14 protein-coding genes are annotated in these 14,839 nt (G+C 29.0%); 13 read left to right on the forward strand and 1 reads right to left on the reverse strand.

Going from position 1 to position 14,839, the window contains the following annotated elements:
* The first annotated feature begins 84 nt into the window (after nucleotides 1-84).
* The 9 genes from spoIIAA to holA all read left to right on the forward strand — a co-directional run bounded on the left by spoIIAA (nucleotide 85) and on the right by holA (nucleotide 9,397).
* On the forward strand, nucleotides 85-420 hold the full coding sequence (gene spoIIAA / locus L1S46_RS13255) for an anti-sigma F factor antagonist (protein WP_011968156.1): 336 nt from the start codon (nucleotides 85-87) through the stop codon (nucleotides 418-420).
* Nucleotides 421-434: 14 nt separating this feature from the next.
* Nucleotides 435-866: an anti-sigma F factor gene (spoIIAB, locus tag L1S46_RS13260; RefSeq protein WP_077838065.1), complete on the forward strand. Its 432-nt coding sequence runs from the start codon at nucleotides 435-437 to the stop codon at nucleotides 864-866.
* Nucleotides 867-876: 10 nt separating this feature from the next.
* A complete protein-coding gene (sigF, locus tag L1S46_RS13265) occupies nucleotides 877-1,632 on the forward strand; it encodes an RNA polymerase sporulation sigma factor SigF (RefSeq protein WP_011968158.1) in 756 nt (251 codons plus the stop codon).
* Nucleotides 1,633-1,833: 201 nt separating this feature from the next.
* Nucleotides 1,834-2,301 carry a stage V sporulation protein AC gene (gene spoVAC, locus L1S46_RS13270; protein ID WP_023974018.1) on the forward strand — a complete coding sequence of 156 codons (468 nt, stop codon included), beginning with the start codon at nucleotides 1,834-1,836 and terminating at the stop codon, nucleotides 2,299-2,301.
* Between the two features lie 96 nt (nucleotides 2,302-2,397).
* Nucleotides 2,398-3,423: a stage V sporulation protein AD gene (gene spoVAD, locus L1S46_RS13275; RefSeq protein WP_238900249.1), complete on the forward strand. Its 1,026-nt coding sequence runs from the start codon at nucleotides 2,398-2,400 to the stop codon at nucleotides 3,421-3,423.
* A 72-nt stretch (nucleotides 3,424-3,495) separates the two neighbouring features.
* Nucleotides 3,496-3,852, forward strand: a complete 357-nt coding sequence (gene spoVAE, locus L1S46_RS13280; protein ID WP_011968161.1) for a stage V sporulation protein AE — start codon at nucleotides 3,496-3,498, stop codon at nucleotides 3,850-3,852.
* A gap of 234 nt (nucleotides 3,853-4,086) precedes the next feature.
* Nucleotides 4,087-6,606 (forward strand): cation-transporting P-type ATPase, encoded by a 2,520-nt coding sequence (locus tag L1S46_RS13285; protein ID WP_171788797.1) that lies wholly within the window; start codon nucleotides 4,087-4,089, stop codon nucleotides 6,604-6,606.
* Between the two features lie 4 nt (nucleotides 6,607-6,610).
* Nucleotides 6,611-8,302: a ComEC/Rec2 family competence protein gene (locus tag L1S46_RS13290; RefSeq protein ID WP_238900250.1), complete on the forward strand. Its 1,692-nt coding sequence runs from the start codon at nucleotides 6,611-6,613 to the stop codon at nucleotides 8,300-8,302.
* 60 nt (nucleotides 8,303-8,362) lie between these two features.
* Nucleotides 8,363-9,397, forward strand: coding sequence for a DNA polymerase III subunit delta (gene holA / locus L1S46_RS13295; RefSeq protein WP_238900251.1), 1,035 nt, complete (start codon nucleotides 8,363-8,365; stop codon nucleotides 9,395-9,397).
* A gap of 52 nt (nucleotides 9,398-9,449) precedes the next feature.
* Here holA and rpsT read toward each other — a convergent pair whose 3' ends face one another.
* Complete coding sequence (gene rpsT, locus L1S46_RS13300; protein ID WP_011968165.1) at nucleotides 9,450-9,713, reverse strand: 30S ribosomal protein S20; 264 nt, start codon at nucleotides 9,711-9,713, stop codon at nucleotides 9,450-9,452.
* A gap of 172 nt (nucleotides 9,714-9,885) precedes the next feature.
* Here rpsT and gpr point away from each other — a divergent pair, with 172 nt between their 5' ends.
* The 4 genes from gpr (at nucleotide 9,886) to lepA (ending at nucleotide 14,794) form a co-directional block, all read left to right on the forward strand.
* The gene (gene gpr / locus L1S46_RS13305) at nucleotides 9,886-10,869 is read left to right on the forward strand and encodes a GPR endopeptidase (protein ID WP_023974013.1); all 984 of its coding nucleotides are present in this window, start codon (nucleotides 9,886-9,888) and stop codon (nucleotides 10,867-10,869) included.
* Between the two features lie 206 nt (nucleotides 10,870-11,075).
* Complete coding sequence (locus L1S46_RS13310) at nucleotides 11,076-12,149, forward strand: stage II sporulation protein P (protein WP_023974012.1); 1,074 nt, start codon at nucleotides 11,076-11,078, stop codon at nucleotides 12,147-12,149.
* A 338-nt stretch (nucleotides 12,150-12,487) separates the two neighbouring features.
* Nucleotides 12,488-12,817 (forward strand): hypothetical protein, encoded by a 330-nt coding sequence (locus L1S46_RS13315; RefSeq protein WP_011968168.1) that lies wholly within the window; start codon nucleotides 12,488-12,490, stop codon nucleotides 12,815-12,817.
* Nucleotides 12,818-12,988: 171 nt separating this feature from the next.
* Complete coding sequence (gene lepA / locus L1S46_RS13320) at nucleotides 12,989-14,794, forward strand: translation elongation factor 4 (RefSeq protein ID WP_023974011.1); 1,806 nt, start codon at nucleotides 12,989-12,991, stop codon at nucleotides 14,792-14,794.
* Nucleotides 14,795-14,839: the final 45 nt, after the last annotated feature.

Genomic DNA, 14,839 nt, shown 5'->3' on the forward strand with positions numbered 1-14,839 from the left:
AGGGAAAAGAGGAGGTGAATGTAGAATATCTTAAAACTTAAATATATAAGTTTAAAACTACAATGTGAGATATTCTTAATTAATATGTATTTAAAATTTGAGAAACAAAAAAATATTCTAATAACTACTCTTAGTGGTGAACTAGATCATAATAGTGCAGAGGAAGTTAGAGTAAAAATTGATGATAGGATAGATAGAGATAATATAGAAAAAGTCATTTTAAATTTTTCAGGAGTTACTTTTATGGATAGTTCAGGAATTGGAGCTGTCTTGGGTAGATATAAAAAACTATCGAACAAAGGGGGGATGCTTTGTATTGCAGAACCTAATAAGAATGTTAATAGAATTTTTGAACTGGCCGGATTGTACAAGTTAATTAAAAATTATAATACTGTAGATGAAGCAGTAAGGTGCATTTAGATGGAGGGGTTATCATGTCTGACAATAAAATGAGCATAGAATTTGTAAGCAAATCTCAAAATGAAGCTTTTGCAAGAGTTGCAGTTGCAGCTTTTGTTGCTCAATTAGATCCAACAATTGATGAAATAAATGATGTAAAAACAGCAGTGTCTGAGGCAGTTACTAATTCTATAATACATGGATATGAAAATAGAGAAGATGGATTAGTTAGAATTGAAGCAGAAATTAATGAAGATCAAGTAACTATAGCGATTATTGATAAAGGAATTGGAATTGATAACATAGAGCAAGCTATGGAGCCATTATATACATCAAGACCTGATTTGGAAAGATCTGGTATGGGATTCACTGTAATGGAGACATTTATGGATGCGTTAGAGGTTGACAGTGAAAAAGGTAATGGTACAAAGGTGGTAATTAAGAAGAAATTTAACGTGGTAAGTTAGGTGAAATAAGATGGAAAAAGAGGATTTAAAACGAGAGGATTATAATTATGATAAGAATCCCAAGCTATTAGCTCTAGCAAGAAGTGGCGATACTGATGCTATGAATACATTAATAGAAATGAATTTGCCATTGGTGTCATCTATAAGTAAGAAATTTCTAAATAGAGGATATGATTATGAAGATATATTTCAAATAGGATCTATTGGGTTAGTTAAAGCTATTAATAATTTCGACTTAAATTATAATGTTAAGTTCTCTACTTATGCAGTCCCTATGATTATAGGAGAAATAAAGAGATTTTTAAGAGATGATGGGATGATAAAGGTAAGTCGTAATGTTAAAAGCCTTGCTAGAAAGATACATTTTCAGAAAGAGATTTTAACAAAAAAGCTCAAGAGATCACCTACTATAGAAGAGCTTGCAGATTATGCAAATGTTGATAAGGAGGAGATTTTATTTGCAATTGAATCTTCTAATAGCTTACAATATTTATATGATACAATACATCAGGATGATGGAGCTCCAGTTCTTTTAATAGATAAACTAAGTGAGAAAAGTGCAGATGATGAAAATCTTATTGAAAAGATAGCTCTTAAAGAAGCATTAAATAGTTTAGATAATAAAGCTAAGCAGATTATAATGTTACGTTATTTTAAAGATAAAACACAAGTTCAAGTAGCTAAAATGTTAGGTATAAGCCAAGTGCAGGTATCGAGAATTGAAAAGAAGGTTTTAGCTGAAATGCGGAAAAAATTAGAAGAATAAAATTTGCTAATTACACATTGGTAAGAAAAATGATAAACATAAAAAAGAGTTATTATAGAATATGTATTTGTATAATTTTTTATTAAATTAGATCAAATATATATTCTATTTTTTTATAAAATATATGCCAAAAAATAACACGATTAATCTTAATAATTTTGCAAATGATAGATATACAGGTAAAAAAGGAGAGTGATCATCTTGACTAATAATAAAGAAGTAAGTGAAGAAAGCATAAAGCAAAAATATAATGATATGGCCAATGAAGCCATTCCAAAATCAAAGATACTTAAAGATTGCTTAAAAGCGTTTTTAGTTGGAGGATTAATATGCGATGTGGGTCAATTGATTTACAATATTGCAGCAGGATTTGGAATTGCAGAAGAACAAATAATGAATATGGTTCCTATTATAATGGTATTTTTAGGAGCTTTGTTAACAGGTACTGGAGTATATGCAAAATTGGCTAATTTTGGTGGAGCTGGTACTGTTGTTCCGATAACTGGGTTTTCTAATGCTGTAGTTTCTCCAGCAATAGAGTTTAAAAAAGAAGGATTTATATTTGGAGTCGCAGCCAAAATGTTTACAATTGCGGGACCAGTATTGGTATATGGTATTGGTACATCAGTAATAATAGGAATAATTTATTATATAATTGCAATAATTTAAATCAAAAAAGGAATTGGAATTTTAAGATGGGGATATGTATTTTTTTGATAAATAATCGAGTTGCTTTTAATTCAAAAATGTAGAGGAGTGATTAATTTGCAAATGAAGAATAAAAAGATAGGAAATCAAACTGTAAAATTAGATAATCCACCCAAAATAATATCGACGCATTCTATAGTAGGCCCTAAAGAAGGGGAAGGACCGCTAAGTGAATATTTTGATGATATATTAAACGATGACATGTTAGGAAAGGAAAGTTTTGAAAAAGCCGAAAGCGAGATGATGTTTACAGCCATATCGCAAGCTTTAAAAAAAGGGAACCTTAAAGAAACAGATATAGATTATTTATTTTCAGGAGACCTATTAAACCAAATTATTTCATCAAGCTTTGCAGCTAGAGAATTCAGTATTCCATTCTTTGGATTATACGGTGCTTGTTCTACTATGTCAGAATCTTTGAGTTTAGCGTCAATAATTATGGATGGAGGATTTGCTAAATACGTGGTTGCAGCTACATCTTCACATTTTAGTTCAGCCGAAAGGCAGTTCAGATTTCCGCTTGAATATGGATCTCAGAGACCGGCCACAGCTCAGTGGACAGTGACTGGATCAGGAGCATTGGTTTTAGGACATGAGGGGAATTATCCGGAAATAACATATGTGACAACAGGAAAAGTTAAAGATTATGGGCAAAAAGATGCTAATAATATGGGAGCAGCTATGGCGCCAGCAGCGGCAGATACAATTGTAAATCATTTTAAGGATACAGGAAGAAAACCGGAAGATTATGATGTTATAGCTACAGGAGATTTAGGTGTAATAGGAAGAGAACTTGCTGATAAATTAATTGAAGACTTTGGATATAATATTAGAAATCAACATATAGATTGCGGCGAAATTATATTTGATAATGAAAAGCAGAATACATTGTCAGGTGGAAGTGGTTGTGGATGTTCAGCAGTTGTTTTTACAGGTTATTTATATAAAAGACTTATGAAAAAGGAAATTAAAAGAGTATTATTAGTTTCTACAGGTGCACTTATGAGCACTACGTCTTCTCTTCAAGGTGAGACAATTCCAGGAATAGCACATGCAGTCGCTGTTGAAATGAATTCAAATTAAGGAAGAGGAAACTTATAAATAAACGAGATATTAGATTATAAAAATCTTTTGTTTGAAAGGAATGAAAATTGAATGAATTATATAAGTGCATTCATAGTTGGTGGCATTATTTGCGTTATAGGTCAAATATTAATAGACGTCACAAAATTAACTCCAGGAAGAATCTTAGTAGTGTTTGTTGTGCTTGGAGCTATAGTAGGTGCTTTTGGATGGTATGATAAATTAGTTTCTATTGGCGGAGCGGGAGCTACAGTTCCGTTACCGAGCTTTGGAAATGCATTAGCTAAAGCTGCAATAAAAGAGGTAGATGAAATAGGATTATTAGGAGCTTTTACAGGTGGAATTAAAGGAGCTGCAGCAGGGATTACAGCATCAATATTCTTTGGATATCTTATGGCACTAATCTTTAATCCAAAAACCAAAAAATAAATAAATTTAATATGGAAAAATAATTGAGCCCAATGAAGATTATTATAGTAGAAATGCTTAAATAAAATTAACTTTTATAAATATGTATCGAAAATATATATAAGATATTAAAGTTTTGCCTTTTAATGTCTTTAAACGTATAATTATACTATAAATGAATGTATATATATAAAAATGAAAAATATAGTATAATAAAGAAGTTATTAATGAAGTAATTAGAATGGTGGGGTTTTTTTGGAAAAATACTGCAATAACTCTTGGGCTCAAATAGTTGAATTACTAAATAGTAATGTTCAAAGTGGACTTAGTGAAAATGATTGTGAAGCATTAAGATTAAAATATGGGACCAATAAGATTGATTTACCAAGTGGAAATAAAATTTATAAACATATACTAAATGCTTTAAAGCAAAAATCTATAATTATAAATTGGATAATTACAATAATTTTATTCGTATTTGAACATTATTTATTTGGTATAATAACAGCCTTGATATTATTATTAAATTTAATTTTAATAGTAATGCATACTATAAAAAGAGATAAAGAAATTGGAGCTTTAGAAAGGCTGAATTCTGCAGATACAGTAGTTATTAGAGATGGAGCCCAGAAAATTATAAAATCTGAAGAATTAGTAATGGGCGATATAGTAAAAATTAATAAAGACTCTGTTATTCCAGCAGATATAAGAATAATAAGTGCTAATGAAATTAAAGTTGACGAAAAGAGTATAACAGGAGAAGCATTTTATAAGGAGAAATTTGAAAGTAAGATAGTAGGAAATATATTTTCTTTAACAGATATGAAAAATATATTGTTTAAAGGGTCTATAATAAAATCAGGTAGCGGACTAGGTATAGTAATATCCACTGGTAATTCTACTCAGTTAGGTAGAATGCTTACCATGCTTACGTATGCAAGTAATAGAAAACATAATTTTGGGACAATGATATCTAAAATTTTAGAAAGATATTTATTAATTTATTTCCTAGGAATTATAATTATAGGATCATATTTTGTATATACAGGACAAGATGCAAACAAAAATTACATATGCACAGCTTTATTTGCCCTTGGTTGTTTTCCAGTTACTATAATCGCGAAATTAGTTTTTAAAAATATAATTAAAAGCTTTAGGAATGAAAATATAGAAATAATAAATTTTTCAGTATTTAATTTAATTAAAGATGTTAATATTTTATTTTTAGATAAAGTTGGTGCAATAAGCAAAAAAGAAATGATAGTCAAAAAACTATTTATTAACGATAATTTGATATCAACTGAAGATCCGTATGTAAAAGAGACAACCTTTGATAGGATAGTTGAAATATCATTAGTATGTAATAACGCTATTTATAATCCAAGTGATGATAGTGGAAAAGGAGAGTTAGATGAGCTTGCTTTTCTAAGTTATGCTGCTAGAAAAAAAATCTACAAAGCTGCTATAGATAGTAGGAATTCTAAAATTTTAGATATACCTATGGATTCTGATAAAAGATTCTCTACAGTTGTAAGTAAATTTAATAACAGATATAGAGCTAATACTAGAGGAAACGTAGATGATGTTTTAGAACAATGTACACATGTCATGATAGAAGGTATTGAGAAAGAGATTACGGATGAATACAAAGCAAAAATAAAGGAAGTTGATATGAATTTATCTATAGAAGGGTTAATAACAGAAGGTTTTGCGTATAGAAACTTTACTTATGAACCATCTAAATCTGAAAATATAGAAAGCAACATGGTCTTTGTTGGAATAATTGGATTGGAAAATCCACTTGAAGAGAATCTCGAAAATACAATAAATCGAATTAAGGATAAAGCAATAGTACCAATATTATTTACAGAAGAAAGTAAATTAAGTGCTATAACAAATGCAAAAATGGCTAATATAATAAAGAATAATAATCAGGTAGTAGCAGGAATAGAACTGGATTCTTTAAATCATCAAGAATTAAAGGATTTGCTTTGCAGGGTAAGGGTTTTTTGCAGAGTAAATCCAGAAATTAAATCAAAGATTGTTTCATTATTTATAAAAGATGGCCATAAAGTTGCAACTACTGGTGAAACGTTAGGCGATCTTCCAGCACTCAACTTATCAAACGTAGGAATAGGTAAGGGAAAAGCATCTACAATTGTAAAAAAGGTATCAGATGTATATATTAAAGAAAATTACCTAGATGGGTTCTTTAAAATAAGAGATTTTTCCAGAGTATTTGATGGCAATATAGATAGAGGATTCAAAGTATATTTCATTGCTCTATTCTCAGAACTTCTAACTTTAGTAGGAAGTATTATAATGGGACAAACTGGAAGTTTAGAATTTGGAAATGTGGTAACGATAAATGGAGTTTTATTCATTCCATTATCATTAATAATATTACTTAAAAAAGGGCGAGATATTACTAGAAATGAAATGATAGTTAGATCATTTGTTCTAAGCATAATTACAATGGTTTCAATTTACAAACTTGGTGATAAGGAAGCAGCGATAGTGACATTAACTATATTATCAATTGGAATTTTATTATTTACATTGTTTAATAGCAATATTTCTATAAGAAAATTTTCTAACGAATTGATTATGCCTGTTATATCATTGTTAGTAATTATTATTGCCGTAATTAGTATGATTCTAATTAATGGAATATTAATTAGAGATATAATAGGAATAGAAATAGCAGCATCGATAATATTTTTATTAATCTTTGAAATTTTAGCTAGAAAGTGGCAAAACTCATTAATGAGGTGAGTTGATGTTTTCTAAAAAAATAGGAGATGTAGGAAATCCACTAATATACATATTTTTGACGCTTGCAATTAGTTGTATTTTCTATGGAATGAATAAGGAATTTAGGGGGCTTACAATATTCATTGTAGCCTTCTTTTTTATATGTATATTTTATTATTGTGGTTTCAGTTTCTTTGTTATTATGATTATCTTTTTTGTTGTTGGAATTTTAATTAATTGTTCCTATTATAAAATTCCAAGCAAAATAGACGGCGAAGTAAGGATAATAAAAATAAGCAATTATGGTGTTATAGGAAGCTATGAAGGTAAGAGTATTACGATAAGAACTAATGATAAGAATTTAAGCGTAGGTGAAAAATATGAAATTATAGGAAAAGTTGATGACATACAAGATAGATATAATGGGATAGTTGGGGAAGTAGAGCCTAAAGTATTGTATAAGATTAATGGAGACTTGATAACAAAGCTTTATGAGATTAAAAGAAATATATATTTGCGGTTAGAAGAAAATTTAGGAACAAGAAAGGCAGGGCTAATATCATCAATTGCTTTTGGTTATTGCGATTATTTAGATTTTGAAGACAAAGATGAGATGAAAAACTTTGGAATCATACATAGCATAAGCGTTTCAGGGTTACATGTAGCTATAGTATATGGTTTTATAAGAATTTTTGTTGGGAGAAATTTAGGAATTTTGGTAACTATGATATATGTTGTATTTACAGGACTCAATTATTCTAGTATAAGGTCTTTTTTAATGCTTGCATGTGTAGAAGGTGGACGTATTTTAAAAAGAAATAATAATTCAATTTCTGCTCTGTGTTTCTCTGCAACATTTTTGGTTTTTTATGAACCTTATAGTATTTTTAATATATCTTTTCACTTATCTTATTTAGCTACTTTGGGAATAGCAATGTTTAATAAGAAGTTTAACAATACATTATATAAATTGAACATTAAATTAAGAGAAGCATTAAGTTTAACATTAAGCGCTCAGATATTTACGTTACCATATCTAATTTTAATTTTTAGGGATTTTTCAGCAAATTTTATTATTGGAAACTTAATTTTGGCTCCATTTGTAGATCTTATGGTTATTACAGGAAATGCATTGGTATTGACATATACTTATACTCAATTATTTGATTTTTGCAGTTATATAAACTTGAAAATAATAAATATGTTTGATTGTATTCTAAATTATATGGAGAACTTTTCATTGCCAATGTTTTATGGAAATGAAAATGTAGTTTTCTTCTATCTATTTTTAATGTTTAGTGCTTACTTTGTGAATAAAGGATATAAAAAGTTTGTTTATCTTCCTCTTATAGCTATTTTTATAATTACAATTCAGATATATAGTCCAATTCCAAGTATAAGGTATTATAAAGAAGGTGCCATTTTATTTTCTTATAAAGGTGATAGAATACTAATGTCCAATAAAAATCAAATTGATTTAAATAGACTTTCTAAATCAGCACTTGCAACAAAATATTTTAGACAGAGAAGTACGATTATTATGAATGGAATTTATAAAATAAGTTTCAAAGGAAAAGATTACGTTCTAGATACTGGTACTAAAAAATATCTATTAAAAGTTACAAGTGATAAAACTCAACATGAAGAGTATGATATAATAAATTTTAATGATAGGATCACTAATAACATATTTATAATAGATGGAAGATTAGTATAGTTTTATAGATTTATATTAGAATTAAATTAGAAGCACATTTTATACGAAAGGAAAATTAAAGTGATTAATTACGAAGTTTATGAGCAAGAGATCGAAAAAGGAAATATAAAAAATGGATATATATTTTGTGGGTTAGATGAAGAATTTATTAAAGATGGAATAAGTCTGATTATAAAAAAGAATATAGCTGAAGAATTTATGGATCTTAATTTAATAAGGATAGATGGAATGAATACAAGTTTTGATGCTATCATGAATGCGTGTGAAACAATGCCATTCATGGGAGAAAAAAAAGTTGTGGTTGTTTATAGGTCTAATTTTTTACAGGACAAAACTGATTCGTCAGGAACTAAAATATACAATGATATTAAGAGCTATATATCAAATTTACCTCCATATACAGTATTAATAATGTATTATTTATTGAATGATAAGAGAGATAGACCAAATAAAAATAAGAAATTAGCTACTATTGGTAAATCCTTAACAATAGTATATTGTGATAAATTAAAAAGGGACAAATATTTAAAGAAAGTATCGGAAGTATTTAAAGAGAAGGGAAAACAAATTGGAAGAACTGAGTTATCTTATTTCTGTGAGAAAGTCTATAATAATTTTGACATTATAAAAAGAGAAGCTGACAAGCTTATATCGTATTGTGGTGAAAGAGAGATAAAAAAAGAGGATATTGATATACTTATTTCAAAATCCAGTGAGGATGATACTTTTGATTTAGTTGAATTAATAGCTACAAAAAAAATTGATAAAGCTATAGATACTATGAAGGAAATTTTATATAAATCAGACCAGCATATGCTGATAATAAGTGCTATTCAAAAGCATTTCTTGAGATTATATGAGATAAAGATAAAACTTAGCAATGGAAAAAAAGTAGATGATTTTATGTCAGACTATAGGTTGCCGCAGTTTGTTTGTGAAAAATTAATAATGCAGACAAATAAATTCACAGAAAAGCAGTTATCAGAGTTAATTAGGCTTTGCGTTAATACAGAAACAAAGTTAAAATCAACTGGAATAGATAAGAATATGGAAATGGAATTCCTTTTAATAAATACACTTACAGTTAAAAAATAATATTTATTAAGAATATAAAAAAATAACCCATCTACTTAGATGGGTTTTAAGATTATGCCATAGAGTTTAACTTAGCAGCTAATCTTGATTTCTTTCTAGCAGCCATATTTTTATGAACAACTCCCTTAGTAGCAGCCATATCTAATGACTTAACAACTGATGTAAATAAAGCTTTAGCTTCTTCATTATTCTTAGCTTCTATAGCAGCTTCAAATTTCTTTATAGTAGTCTTTAAAGCAGACTTAATCATTCTGTTCTTTAAAGTCTTAGTTTCAGTAACTTTAATTCTCTTTTTTGCTGATTTTATATTTGCCATTCTTAATTCACCCCCTTAAATTTTTATAGGGTCTCTGCAGTTTTTGGGGAAATCTGCGTACGAGTTCATATTCAACAAACCTTATTATAGCATCAGAAGTTATGTAATTCAAGTATTAAATTCAAAGAAAAAGGAAAAATAAGACTGAGTAAATTTATAAAGAGGTGTTGGTATGATAAATGTAAGAACGGATTTAGTACTTGAAGCGAGAGAAATTTATAAAGAAAGTCACAAGGATGAAGTAGATATAGATGGAATAGAAGTTATAGAAGAAAGTGATGATGATATTAAGGTAACTACAGTAAAGGTAAAAAATGATGAAGGTGCTAAAAAAATTGGAAAGCCAAAGGGAAATTATATAACTATAGGAATGCCAGACTTTACAGCATATGATGGTGAAACTATGGATAGAGTTTCACAAGTAGTATCAGAGATTTTGCAAAGATTAATTAAGATTGATACAGAGAAAACAGTATTAGTTGTAGGACTTGGAAACTGGCAAGTGACACCAGATGCTTTAGGTCCTAAAGTGACAGAAAAGATTATGGTAACTAGGCATTTACAAACAGTTATGCCAGAAGCAATTGATGAGTCTGTAAGACCTGTTTGCTCTATAGCGCCTGGAGTACTTGGAGTTACAGGAATCGAAACTGTGGAAATAATTAAAGGCGTTGTGGAAAAAATTAAACCAGACCTAGTGATATGTATAGATGCTCTAGCTGCAAGAAGAGTTGAAAGAGTCAACACAACAATTCAAATTGGAGATACTGGAATATCGCCGGGTGCAGGAGTAGGCAATAATAGAAAACAAATAAATGAAGAAAATTTAGGAGTTAAGGTTATTGCGGTAGGAATTCCAACAGTTGTAGATGCAACAACAATTGCTAATGATACTATAGACTCTGTAATAGATTCATTAATAAATAATTCATCAAGTGGAAATGAATTTTATAAAATGTTAAAATCTCTTGATAAAAATGAGAAGGAAAGACTCATTAAGGAAGTGATGTCATCAAAAGCAAGTATGGATATGATAGTTACACCTAAGGACATTGATTTAATGGTTAATTCTTTATCAAGAATAATAGCCAATGGGATAAACATGGCAGTCCAACCTAATATGGATATGGATGAGATTAATAAGTTTATGGGTTGATTATTAATAATTTATTTCTTGAAATTTAGAATAAGAAGAAAAGATCTCAAAGTAATTTGAATTATTTTGGGATCTTTTTATTTTAGATTGATTATCAATGTATATTTTAATCTATTCTAATTTTTAAATAGATAGAATGATATTTATTAGAATAATTATGTAAATCCGTTAATATAAATATAAAAAAGGGCAAGGGGGGGATTACCGTGATATATATGAGCAGAAGAGGAAAAAAAGGTGAAATTAATAAAAGGATAAAAGCAAAACCTAACATTAATATAGGCTTAATAATCCTCATTTTAATTATAGGTGTATTTTTCATAAGATTAGGTAATGTTTTAAAAAATAGCAAGGAAAGAGGAGCATTTGCCTATGTTCAATTGTTAAATTTAGGAATGCCGATAATAGAATCCCAAGTTTATGATGAAGGAACCTATGCTGAAAATAAACTTTCATTAAAGAATGTTTGTTTTCAAGTATTAGGATTAAATAATCTTAGCTATAAAGGAATAATTCAAAATGAACTTAGTTTCTTTGGTGATGGAGAAAGTTCTAGCAATACTGAAACTAATTTTAGTTTTAATCCGTTTCAAATAAGCGAAGACAGTATATCAAAAGTACAAGTAAACACTGATAGTAAGAATACCCCAATATATGATCCTAGCTTAAAGAAGACATTGGATAAATCTAAGCCAGAAGTATTAATATATCATAGTCATACTACAGAAAATTATAATGCATCAGAACCAGATAGTTTAAATGAAGATACCAATGTAGTGGGAGTAGGCGATGTTCTTGCTAATGAATTAGAAGAGAATTATGGGATTTCAGTTATACATGATAAAACCAATAATTGTATTTCTTATAATGATAGTTATACAAGATCTGGAGAAGTGGTTGATAAATATTTAAAACAATATGGAGATTTCAAAATGGTTATAGATCTGCATAGAGATTCCGTAGAAGATAAAGCTGCGACAACAACAGAAGTTGATGGAATGAGCGCATCTAAAATAATGTTTGTAAATGCTGAAAATAGTACGAGATATCCTAAAAATAAAGAGCTTACAGAGAAAGTATTTAATAAAACATCTGAATTATTCCCAGGATTGCCTATAAAAATATTAACATATCATAGAGGGAAAAATGCATTTAATCAAAGTAAAAGCGATGGATGTTTACTTTTTGAAATAGGATCTCATACTAATACACCAGACGAGTCAAAAGTTACGGCAGAATGTATGGCTAGAGTAATTGCGGAAGTTTTAAATAAGAAATAAGTATAAAGTTACATGGAAAAGGGTTGGAAGTTATATTGAGTGCATAGGAAAAGTTAGATAACATGCAAGTTTGAGTTTTAGCACTAAGTATTTAAATAGATATTTCAAGTTGAGATTTAAATATAATCTTGATGATAAAAATTAAAGGAAAGATTAGGAGTCTAAAGCTAGAATTTAGATCCCTAGTCTTTTCTTTATTTTAATTTATTAATACATAATATTGAGATAATTGGTGAGTAGATTGTTTGAATGAGAAAGTTGAGGGTGAATAATAGTTTTGCTATATGGAAAGAATCTAAATAAAAATCAAAAAATAAATTAAAAAGGGTGTTTCGACATTGAAGAAAATTATTAAAAGTAACATTTTAAGAAGAATATCACCAATGATTTTTATATTATTCATTATTTTTATTGGAATAATTAAAATAGATATGATTAATACTAAAGCATTATCTCCTCTTGGAAATACTAATGAAAATTATAAACTTGTAAGCAATGAATTTGGAGAAGATTTCTCGAATTTTATCAAGGATAATTCATTTCTTAAAATTTATAAAGAATCTGAAAAAGATGTTTTAGTTAAGATAGGAAGTAATGATTTTAGGATAAATAATCAATCTTCTTTTATTAAAAAAATAGAGGATATAATTGAAAGAATAAAACCATAATATTAGTTAAATTATTTAGTTGATTTTAAAATATATATAAGGCATATTAGACATAGAGCATTGAGGGAAAGTTTTGATAGCCTTTCTTTATGGATATATGTTATAATTTAGCTGATTTAATTATAACGGGGGTGAAAGGACTGTTTTTCGTTAAGGATAACAGTTATGCGTATGAAAAGTGAAAGACAAAAACATATCAGAAATTTTTCAATTGTAGCACATATTGATCATGGTAAATCAACCCTTGCGGATAGATTACTTGAAACTACAGGAACCTTAACTAAAAGGGAAATGGAAGAGCAAGTTCTAGATAATATGGAGATAGAAAAAGAAAGAGGAATTACAATAAAGTCTCAAGCAGCGAGGCTTGTATATAGAAGAGACGATGGTGAAGAATACATTCTTAATTTAATTGACACTCCAGGACATGTAGATTTTAATTATGAAGTTTCAAGAAGTTTAGCAGCTTGCGAAGGAGCGATATTAGTTGTTGATGCAACACAAGGTATTCAAGCCCAAACTTTAGCTAATTGCTATTTAGCTTTAGATAATGATTTGGAAATTGCACCAGTAATAAATAAAGTTGATCTGCCATCTGCAAGACCAGATGAAGTTAAGAAAGAAATTGAGGATGTAATAGGAATTCCAGCAGAAGAAGCTCCTACTATATCTGCTAAAACAGGGCTTAATATAGGTGATGTATTAGAGTGTGTTGTTAAAACTATACCTTCACCTGATGGCGATGAAGAAGCTCCTTTAAAAGCATTAATTTTTGATTCTTACTACGATAGTTATAAAGGTGTTGTATGTATAGTTAGAGTGATGGACGGAAGAGTAAAGATTGGAACTAAAATTAAATTGATGGCTACTAATAAAGTTTATGACGTTACTGAAGTCGGAGTGTTTACTCCAGGAGTGCTTCCAATCAGTGAGTTAAGTGCTGGTGATGTTGGATATGTAACAGCATCCATAAAGAATGTTAGAGACGCAAGAGTTGGGGATACTATAACTGAAGCTAATAGGCCAACCGAAACAGCACTTCCAGGTTATAAACCTGCTATACCAATGGTTTATTCAGGAATATACCCAGTTGACGGAGCAAAGTATGATGAATTACGAGAAGCTCTTGAAAAGCTACAAATAAATGATGCGGCATTAAGCTTTGAGCCAGAAACATCTATTGCTTTAGGTTTTGGATTTAGATGTGGATTCTTAGGATTATTACATATGGAAATAATTCAAGAAAGAGTTGAAAGAGAATTTAATTTAGATATAATTACTACTGCACCATCTGTTATATATAAAGTAATCAAAACTGATGGAGAAACATTAGAAATAACAAATCCAACTAACCTACCACCTTTGACAGAAGTGGATTATATGGAGGAACCAGTAGTTAAGGCATCTATAATAACCCCAAAAGACTATGTTGGAGCAGTTATGGAGCTGTGTCAAGATAGGAGAGGTATATACATAGATATGCAATATATAGAAGAAACCAGAGCTGTTGTAAATTATGATATACCATTGAACGAAATTATATATGATTTCTTTGATACATTAAAATCTAGAACTAGAGGATATGCGTCTTTAGACTATGAATTTAAAGGATATATTAGAACTAAATTAGTTAAGTTAGATATATTATTAAATGGGGATGTAGTTGATGCATTGTCAATGATAGTTCCAGAGGAGAGAGCTTACCATAAAGGAAGAGGAATAGCTGAAAAGCTAAAAGAAATTATCCCAAGACAATTATTTGAAATTCCAATTCAAGCAGCAGTAGGATCTAAAATTATAGCAAGGGAAACCGTAAAAGCTATGAGAAAAGATGTATTAGCTAAATGTTATGGTGGAGATATCTCAAGAAAGAAGAAACTACTTGAAAAGCAAAAAGAAGGAAAGAAGAGAATGAGACAGGTTGGTTCTGTTGAAGTTCCACAAGAAGCATTCATGGCGGTATTAAAGGTAGATTAGTTAGTATAAGTAATATAAATATAGAATACTTTATACATGTAAATT

This window comes from Clostridium sp. YIM B02500 (assembly GCF_022324665.1).
Lineage (GTDB): Bacteria > Bacillota > Clostridia > Clostridiales > Clostridiaceae > Clostridium > Clostridium beijerinckii.